At 67.2% G+C, this 6,739-nt stretch carries 8 protein-coding genes; 5 read left to right on the forward strand and 3 right to left on the reverse strand.

Annotation, left to right across the window (positions count from 1 at the left end; all coding sequences use genetic code 11):
* Nucleotides 1-99: 99 nt before the first annotated feature.
* Together VNS22_RS26935 and VNS22_RS26940 are read right to left on the reverse strand one after the other, a co-directional pair.
* On the reverse strand, nucleotides 100-492 hold the full coding sequence (locus VNS22_RS26935; RefSeq protein ID WP_325738081.1) for a GFA family protein: 393 nt from the start codon (nucleotides 490-492) through the stop codon (nucleotides 100-102).
* A 179-nt stretch (nucleotides 493-671) separates the two neighbouring features.
* Nucleotides 672-836: a hypothetical protein gene (locus tag VNS22_RS26940; protein WP_325738083.1), complete on the reverse strand. Its 165-nt coding sequence runs from the start codon at nucleotides 834-836 to the stop codon at nucleotides 672-674.
* Between the two features lie 295 nt (nucleotides 837-1,131).
* Between VNS22_RS26940 and VNS22_RS26945 the strand changes: the two genes are divergently transcribed.
* On the forward strand, nucleotides 1,132-2,628 hold the full coding sequence (locus tag VNS22_RS26945; RefSeq protein ID WP_325738085.1) for a CoA-acylating methylmalonate-semialdehyde dehydrogenase: 1,497 nt from the start codon (nucleotides 1,132-1,134) through the stop codon (nucleotides 2,626-2,628).
* Nucleotides 2,629-2,686: 58 nt separating this feature from the next.
* Here the strand turns inward: VNS22_RS26945 and VNS22_RS26950 are convergent, their stop codons facing one another.
* Nucleotides 2,687-3,019, reverse strand: coding sequence for a cupin domain-containing protein (locus VNS22_RS26950; RefSeq protein WP_325738087.1), 333 nt, complete (start codon nucleotides 3,017-3,019; stop codon nucleotides 2,687-2,689).
* Here VNS22_RS26950 and VNS22_RS26955 point away from each other — a divergent pair.
* From VNS22_RS26955 to pgmG, 4 genes are all read left to right on the forward strand, one after another.
* Entirely contained in the window at nucleotides 3,018-3,236 is a 219-nt protein-coding gene (locus tag VNS22_RS26955; protein ID WP_325738089.1) for a hypothetical protein, read from the forward strand. The genes VNS22_RS26950 and VNS22_RS26955 overlap by 2 nt on opposite strands.
* Complete coding sequence (gene galU / locus VNS22_RS26960) at nucleotides 3,237-4,103, forward strand: UTP--glucose-1-phosphate uridylyltransferase GalU (RefSeq protein ID WP_325738091.1); 867 nt, start codon at nucleotides 3,237-3,239, stop codon at nucleotides 4,101-4,103. It begins immediately after the preceding gene.
* 48 nt (nucleotides 4,104-4,151) lie between these two features.
* Entirely contained in the window at nucleotides 4,152-5,471 is a 1,320-nt protein-coding gene (locus tag VNS22_RS26965) for a UDP-glucose/GDP-mannose dehydrogenase family protein (RefSeq protein ID WP_325738092.1), read from the forward strand.
* 49 nt (nucleotides 5,472-5,520) lie between these two features.
* A partial coding sequence (gene pgmG, locus VNS22_RS26970) for a phosphoglucomutase/phosphomannomutase PgmG (protein WP_325738094.1) occupies nucleotides 5,521-6,739 on the forward strand: 1,219 nt, incomplete at its 3' end.

The following is a 6,739-nucleotide window of genomic DNA, read 5'->3' on the forward strand; positions in this document are numbered from 1 at the left end:
GCCTTCCACTGGGCGCATCTGACCCGGCCTTCGACGGCGTCACCCGCCTCACAGCGGAGAACTTGATCCTGACGTCGTGAGGCAGGCACGGCCAGCCACCTACTCCTCGTAGCGGGTCGTGGGATCGCGATCCCGCTCGTAGCGCCGCGTGAGCGGGAACGGCGGCAGCCAGGCCTCGCGGCGGATGATCCAGCTCTCGTAGGTCGGCGTCAGCTGGTCGGGGGCATCCAGGGCGCCCAGGTTCACCTCGACCTCGTCCCCGGTGCGCCCGAACACGGTGGAGCCGCAGCGGGGACAGAAGAACCGGCCGGAATACTCCCGGATCTCGCCCTCGATCGTCACCGCATCCGCCGGGAAGACCGCGGAGGCGTGGAACAGGGCGCCGTGATGCTTGCGGCAGTCGAGGCAGTGGCAGATGCCGACCCGGTAGGGACGCCCGGATGCCACCAGCCTGACGCTGCCGCACAGGCAGCCGCCCGTGTATCGGTCCATGCTTCGTCTCCTCCAGGAACAAGCGATCGGAGTGGCTAGCCCGGACCCTGCCGTGCTGGCAATGCGCGCCGGGGCCCGCAGGTTCCGGCTGGATGGCTTTCCAAGCGTCATTCCTGGAGGCCGGGCGAGATCGCTCATCCTCCAGAACGCGCAGCCATGCTAGAATGCGCGATCCCGCCTCAGCGTCGGCGCTGCTCGGCACCGCGCGCTGTGATTTTACCAAACGAACCCGAGAAACCGGCCAAAAACAAGATGTTAGCTTGTTTCGACAGCCACTCCCCCTCATCAGGGCTCATCGCTGAGAGATCGTCCCAGCTCGTTCCCTCCGGCAGCTTGACCCGCACGCCATCCTGCACCGGCCGTTGGAAAAGCGAACGCGAGATGGCCGGACGGCGTTCACGCTGCCTTCCCGAGGCACATCCTTGAGGTCGACGACGCCGCGGCGCCACGTCGCCGTCGCCTTCAGCGCGGCGATGTTCCGAGCAGTAGAACGGTCCCACGCTCCGAAATCGGCTTTTCCTCGCGCGCTGCTCGCGGCTGGTGGCCGGATCGGCTACAGGGAGGCCGGCAGCGCCCCGCTGGGACGCGATCAGGATGACTGAAGCGGCTGAAGCCGATCGGACGAGAGGAAGAGTGGCCATGAACGAGATCGGGCATCTGATCGGCGGCAAGCGCGTCGCCGGGACCTCAGGGCGGTTCGGCAACGTCTACGACCCGGCCGTGGGCGAGGTGACGGGCAAGGTGGCGTTCGCCGCCGAGACCGAGGTCGATCAGGCGGTGGCCAATGCCAAGTCCGCGTTCCAGGGCTGGTCGACCACCCCGGTCACCCGCCGTGCCCGGGTCATGTTCCGCCTCAAGGAACTGATCGAACGCGACATGGAGAAGCTGGCCCGTCTGGTCAGCGCCGAGCACGGCAAGACGGTCGATGATGCCAAGGGGTCGATCACCCGCGGCCTGGAGGTCGTCGAGTTCGCCTGCGGCATCCCCCAGCTGCTCAAGGGTGAGATCAACGTCCAGGTCGCCACCGGCGTCGACATCGCGTCGGTCCGCTACCCGGTGGGCGTGTGCGCCGGCATCACGCCGTTCAACTTCCCGGCCATGGTGCCGCTGTGGATGGCGCCGATGGCGATCGCTACCGGCAACGTCTTCATCCACAAGCCCTCGGAGAAGGTGCCGTCTGCCGCCCTGCACCTGGCCGAGCTGGCGCTGGAGGCGGGTCTGCCCGAGGGGGTGTGGAACGTCGTCAACGGCGACAAGGTGGTGGTCGACCGGCTGCTCTCGCACCCGGACGTGGCGGCGGTGAGCTTCGTGGGATCCACGCCGATCGCCGAGTACGTGTTCAAGACCGGCACGGCCAACGGCAAGCGCGTCCAGGCGCTGGGCGGCGCCAAGAACCACATGATCATCATGCCCGACGCCGACATGGATCAGGCGGTCGATGCGCTGATGGGAGCGGGCTACGGCTCGGCCGGCGAGCGATGCATGGCGGTCTCGGTGGCGGTCCCGGTGGGCGAGCGGACCGCAGACGTGCTGATCGAGAAGCTGGCCCCCAAGGTCCGCCAGCTGGAGATCGGCCCCGGGACCCAGGCAGGTGCCGAGATGGGGCCGCTGGTGACCAGGGAGCACCTGGCCAAGGTGCGCGGCTATGTCGATCTTGGCGTGGAGGAAGGTGCCGAGCTGGTCGTGGACGGCCGCGACTTCAAGATGCAGGGCTACGAGAACGGCTTCTTCATCGGCGGCTGCCTGTTCGATCGGGTGACCACCGACATGCGGATCTACCAGGAGGAGATCTTCGGGCCGGTCCTCTCGGTGGTCCGCCAGCCGGACTTCGACAGCGCGCTCAAGATCATCAACGACCACGAGTTCGGCAACGGCACCGCGATCTTCACCCGCGACGGCGACGCGGCGCGCACCTTCGTCAACAACGTGAATGTCGGCATGGTGGGCGTTAACGTGCCGATCCCGGTGCCGCTGGCCTTCCACAGCTTCGGCGGCTGGAAGCGCTCCCTGTTCGGCGATCACCACGCCTACGGGCCCGAGGGCGTGCGCTTCTACACCAAGGTCAAGGCAACCACGTCGCGCTGGCCGACCGGTATCCGCGCCGGTGCCGAGTTCGTCATGCCGACCATGCGCTGACCTGGGGCCGAGGCGCTGATCTGGGGGAGGGAGGGGCGGAGCGCCCCTCCCGTCCGGATCAGGAGCGGACCAGGTCCACGTCGTAGATCACATAGTGCTTGCGCACCGGCTCCAGCGTCTCCCAGGTGCCCTTGAAGCCCTTGGGGATCACGAAGCTGTCGCCGACCGTGTATTCCTTTGCCTCGCCGGCCTCGTTGGTCAGCCGCACCCGCCCCGCCAGGATGACGCAGACCTCGTCGTAGCGCTGGGTGGCGTCCAGCTTGCCGCCGGCATGGCACCAGGTACCGGCCAAAAAACGGCGGTCGCTGGAGCCATGAGCCTCCTGTCCGACAGAACCGGATTCCGGCATGGGCAAGGACGGGTCGAGACGGAGCGACTGAAGACTTGACATGAATTTCCTCGAAGACTGTACCGCATGGCCTGTCTACGGTGACGCAGGCATGCGCATGGGTCACATGCACCTGATGCTTGTCCCTGTGCAATGGCCCGATCCGCGTTATCTAAGCCGCAGCCGGGCCGCCGCTATGTGGGGTGGCGCGGGTTCCGGGACCTTCTTCCCGGATCTGGAGGAAGATCTGAAGCGCCTGTGCAAGGGCGAGCGAGGATAGATGACACGCATCCGCACCGCGGTTTTTCCTGTAGCCGGCCAGGGCACCCGCATGCTGCCCGCCACCAAGGTCCTGCCCAAGGAAATGCTCCCGGTCGTCGACAAGCCGGTCATCCAGTACGCCTTCGAGGAGGCGGCCGCTGCCGGGGTCGAGCGCTTCGTGTTCGTCACCGGGCGCGGCAAGGTCCTGATCGAGGACCATTTCGACCGCGCCTACGAGCTGTTCGACACGCTGCAGCGCAAGGAGAAGACCGCGCAGCTGGAGGAGCTGGAGGCGGCGGTGCCGGTCGCCGGCGAGGTGATCTATACCCGTCAGCAGCAGCCGCTGGGCCTGGGCCATGCGGTCTGGTGCGCCCGGCACGTGGTGGGTGACGAGGCGTTCGCCGTGCTGCTGGTGGACGAGCTGCTCCTGAACGACCCGCCGCCGCTGGTCGATCTGTGCCGCCTGTTCGAGAAGACCCAGGGCAACCTGATCTCCGTGGTCGAGGTGCCGGCCGAGCAGACCAGCCGCTACGGCATCATCGCCACCGGCAAGCAGGATGGCGAGCTGATCGAGGTGACCGGCATGGTCGAGAAGCCCAAGCCCGAGGACGCGCCGTCACGGCTCTCGATCATCGGCCGCTACATCCTGCTGCCGCAGGTCTTCGACCACCTGGCCAAGGGCGAGCGGGGGGCCGGCAACGAGATCCAGCTCACCGACGCCATGCAGAAGCTGATCGGAAATTCGCCCTTCCACGCTGCGGTATATCGCGGCGGCCGGTATGACTGTGGCGACAAACTCGGCTACGTCGAGGCCGTGGTCGCCGCAGCGTTGCGACGGCCCGACCTGGCCGGCGGCGTGCGCGAGATCCTGTCCCGCTATCGCTGAGCCTGCTTCCTCGACCTGCGAAACGCCCTTGTATTTCTGGAGACGTGCATGCGCATTGCGATGATCGGCGTGGGCTATGTCGGCCTCGTGTCCGGTGCATGCTTTGCCGAGTTCGGCCATGACGTGACCTGCATCGATGTCGATCCCAAGAAGATCGCGATGCTGGAGGCGGGAGGCATCCCGATCTACGAGCCGGGGCTGGATGCGCTGGTCGAGAAGAACGTCAAGGCGGGGCGGCTGACCTTCACGACCTCGCTGGAAGAGGGCGTGCAGGACAAGGAGGCGATCTTCATCGCGGTGGGCACGCCGACCCGCCGCGGCGACGGCCATGCCGACCTCACCTATGTGTTCGCCGCCGGCGAGGCGATCGCCAAGGCGCTGAAGGCGCCGACCGTGGTGGTGACCAAGTCGACCGTCCCGGTGGGCACCGGCCGCAAGCTCAAGGAGCTGTTCCGCAAGGTCCGCCCGGACCTGCAGGTCGAGATCGCGTCCAACCCGGAGTTCCTGCGCGAGGGCTCGGCGATCGAGGACTTCATGCGCCCGGACCGGGTGGTGTGTGGCGTGGACAGCGAGCTGGCGCGCGAGGCGATGGTCGGCTGCTACCGGCCGCTCAATACGATCGAGGTGCCGATCCTGTTCACCAGCCTCGAGACCTCCGAGCTGATCAAGTACGCGACCAACAGCTTCCTCGCGACCAAGATCACCTTCATCAACGAGATGGCCGACCTGTGCGAGCGGGTGGGTGCGGACGTGAACGAGGTGGCGCGCGGCATGGGGCTGGACGGCCGGATCGGCCGCAAGTTCCTCCATGCGGGCCCGGGCTATGGCGGCTCGTGCTTTCCCAAGGACACGCTGGCGCTGGTGCGCACCGCCGAGCAGAACGGGGTGGACCTGCGGATCGTCGAGAGCACGATCTCGGTCAACGAGATGCGCAAGCGCAAGATGGTGCGCAAGATCACCGACGCCATGGGCGGCTCGGTGGCCGGCAAGACCATCGCGGTGCTGGGCGTGACCTTCAAGCCGAACACCGACGACATGCGTGACGCGCCGTCGCTGGTGGTGCTGCCGTCGCTGAAAGGCGAGGGGGCGGAGATCCGCGCCTATGACCCAGAGGGCAAGAAGGAGGCGGAGAAGCTCCTGCCGGAGGTGGTCTGGGCGCAGGACCCCTATGACGCGGTGACCGGGGCGGACGCGATCGTGGTGCTCACCGAGTGGAACGAGTTCCGCGGCCTGGACCTGGACCGGGTGCGCGAGCTGGTGAACGCGCCGCGCATCATCGACCTGCGCAACATCTTCAACCCCGCCGAGGTCGCCCAGCGCGGCTTCAGCTATGTCAGCATCGGACGGCCGAGCGTCGGCGCGGCCTAGAGCCGCGCCCAGCCTTCAACGCCCTCTCGGAGCATTTCAGGAGCCCTTCATGGCCGGTCACAAGCTGCACCCATCCATCCTGCGCGAGTACGACATCCGCGGCATCGTCGGCGAGACCCTGTTCCCCGACGATGCCCTGGCGATCGGCCGGGCGTTCGGGACCGTGGTGCGCCGCAAGGGCGGCCAGCGGGTGGCGGTGGGCTATGACGGCCGGCTGAGCTCGCCGGACCTGGTGGCGGCCGTGATCCGCGGCATCACCTCGGCCGGCGTCGACGTGGCCGCAGTAGGCCTGGGCCCGACCCCGATGCTCTACTTCGCCGTGCATCATCTCGATACCGATGGCGGGCTGCAGATCACCGGGTCGCACAACCCGCCGACCCATAACGGCTTCAAGATGATGCTCGGCAAGCACTCGTTCTTCGGCGAGGGCATCCGGGAGCTCGGCCGGCTGATCGCGGCCGGCGACTTCGAGACCGGCAAGGGCAAGATCGAAGACGTCTCGGTCTTCGACGACTATGTCGCGCGGCTCGCCAAGGACTATCAGGGTACCAGGCCGGTCCATGCGGTCTGGGACGCCGGCAACGGCGCCGCCGGCCCGGCCATGACCGCGCTGGTGGCAAAGCTGCCGGGCACCCATGAATGCCTGTTCGCCGAGGTGGACGGCCGCTTCCCCAACCACCATCCTGACCCGACCGTCCCGGAGAACCTGGTGACGCTGATCGAGCGGGTGAAGTCGTCGGGTGCCGAGATCGGCATCGGCTTCGACGGGGACGGCGACCGGATCGGCGTGATCGATTCCACCGGCCGGATCGTCTGGGGCGACCAGATCCTGCAGATCCTGGCAGCCGACATCCTGCCGGAGCTGCCGGGGGCGGCGGTGATCGCCGACATCAAGTCGTCCAAGGGCCTGTTCGACGAGATCACCCGGCTGGGCGGCCGGCCGATCATGTGGAAGACCGGCCACTCGCTCATCAAGGACAAGATGATCGAGGAGGACGCACCGCTGTCCGGCGAGATGAGCGGCCACATCTTCTACAAGCACAAGTTCTACGGCCATGATGACGCGCTCTACGTCGCCGTGCGCCTCCTGGACATCCTGTCGCGCAGCGGCCGGACGCTGAAGGACTGGCGCGACGCGATGCCCAACGTGATCGCCACGCCCGAGATCCGCTTCGACTGCGAGGAAGAGGTCAAGTTCCCGGCGATCCAGCACGTCAAGACGAAGCTGGCGAGCCAGGGCGCCAAGGTGAACGACATCGACGGCGTGC

Source organism: Geminicoccus sp. (genome assembly GCF_035556675.1).
In the GTDB taxonomy this organism is placed as follows: Bacteria; Pseudomonadota; Alphaproteobacteria; order Geminicoccales; family Geminicoccaceae; genus Geminicoccus.

Bases quoted from the DNA above. Each gene is read 5' to 3' on its own strand.
- VNS22_RS26955 (WP_325738089.1), top strand. From the start codon at position 3,018: ATGAATTTCCTCGAAGACTGTACCGCATGGCCTGTCTACGGTGACGCA.
- VNS22_RS26950 (WP_325738087.1), bottom strand. From the start codon at position 3,019: ATGTCAAGTCTTCAGTCGCTCCGTCTCGACCCGTCCTTGCCCATGCCG.
- galU (WP_325738091.1), top strand. From the start codon at position 3,237: ATGACACGCATCCGCACCGCGGTTTTTCCTGTAGCCGGCCAGGGCACC.
- VNS22_RS26945 (WP_325738085.1), top strand. From the start codon at position 1,132: ATGAACGAGATCGGGCATCTGATCGGCGGCAAGCGCGTCGCCGGGACC.
- VNS22_RS26965 (WP_325738092.1), top strand. From the start codon at position 4,152: ATGCGCATTGCGATGATCGGCGTGGGCTATGTCGGCCTCGTGTCCGGT.
- VNS22_RS26935 (WP_325738081.1), bottom strand. From the start codon at position 492: ATGGACCGATACACGGGCGGCTGCCTGTGCGGCAGCGTCAGGCTGGTG.